Here is a 1,207-nt window from a genome sequence, read left to right on the forward strand (position 1 = left end):
TCAGAGTAAAAACAGCCATTTTTACTCTGACCCCAAATATGGGGAGCTTACTGCATTAAAGGGGAGTCGGACACACTAAAGTCGAAACCTTCAATGTCGGCATCCATAATTAATGAATGAATATACTGGGCAATCGCTTTACGTCTAACCTTTTCATTCAGGTAATCAGAAATTCGTTCTTTAACCATCTCATAAGGTAAAGCTTTACCTTCTTCTTTGTGGTTAATGAAAACAACATGCACACCATAACGGCTTTCGATTGGCGCACTGGCTAAACCTTCAGGACAATTGAATAACTGACGTTCGAATTCTGGCACAGTTTGGCCTTTACCAAGCTGCCCAAGGTGACCACCCGTCTCTTTTGAAGGGCATTTGGAATGCATCTTGGCCAGCTCTTCAAACTGCCCAATATTTTCTTGTAAGCGTTTAATCAGTTGCTCTGCCAGTTCCGTTGCTTCGGAACGAGCATTGGCATCATCGGGTGATGCATCAAGCAAGATATGACGCGCCTCGACCAAGGGGCTGGTCATGAATTTTTTAGGATTTGCTTCAAAATACTGACGGCAATCATCTTCACTGGCCGAAGGTACTTCGACTTCGGTATCTAACAAAGCTTCAAGAAACGCATCTTCAGTACTCTGGGCTTCTTGGCTCTTTGCACCACCTGCTAGATTTAAAGCTTCAGCACGCTGCTTAAGAAGCTCACTGATAATCAGAGACTCACAAGCCTTATTTTTCGATTCCGTGTGCGTTTGGGCCACGTGGTACTGCATTTCTTTGACGATGGCTGTTTCATCAAATTCTGTTTGATTCACTCGGATCATATCTAACTCCAACTTAGTCTATATTTTCAAAGGGGTCAGACTCGATTGAAACTAAGGTTTCAATCGAGTCTGACCCCTTTGAAAATATCCCCGCGCTTTGCGGGGATAAGATGGCTATTAAGCCTTACTACGTACAACCTGATAGTTACGAGAGAAGTACTTAACTGGCACACTCCAAACATGAACTAAACGGCTGAATGGGAAGACCAAGAACAAAGTCATACCCAAGGCTACGTGTAGCTTAAAGATTGGGTGAACATCAGCAATCGCTGCTGAAGCTTCAACGCCGTTAAACAAGACCATATTTTGCGCCCAGCTCATTAGCTTAACCATTTCAACACCATCCAGGTGACCCATCGATACGAAGATCGAGATCAAGCCTA

At 43.8% G+C, this 1,207-nt stretch carries 2 protein-coding genes; both read right to left on the minus strand.

Annotated features, from left to right (window positions below; genetic code table 11):
- Positions 1-47: 47 nt before the first annotated feature.
- Positions 48-824, minus strand: coding sequence for a peptidylprolyl isomerase (locus A3729_RS19070; protein WP_068508658.1), 777 nt, complete (start codon positions 822-824; stop codon positions 48-50).
- A gap of 117 nt (positions 825-941) precedes the next feature.
- On the minus strand, positions 942-1,207 hold a 266-nt coding region (locus tag A3729_RS19075), incomplete at its 5' end, for a respiratory nitrate reductase subunit gamma (RefSeq protein WP_197475930.1).

This window comes from Oleiphilus sp. HI0043 (assembly GCF_001634935.1).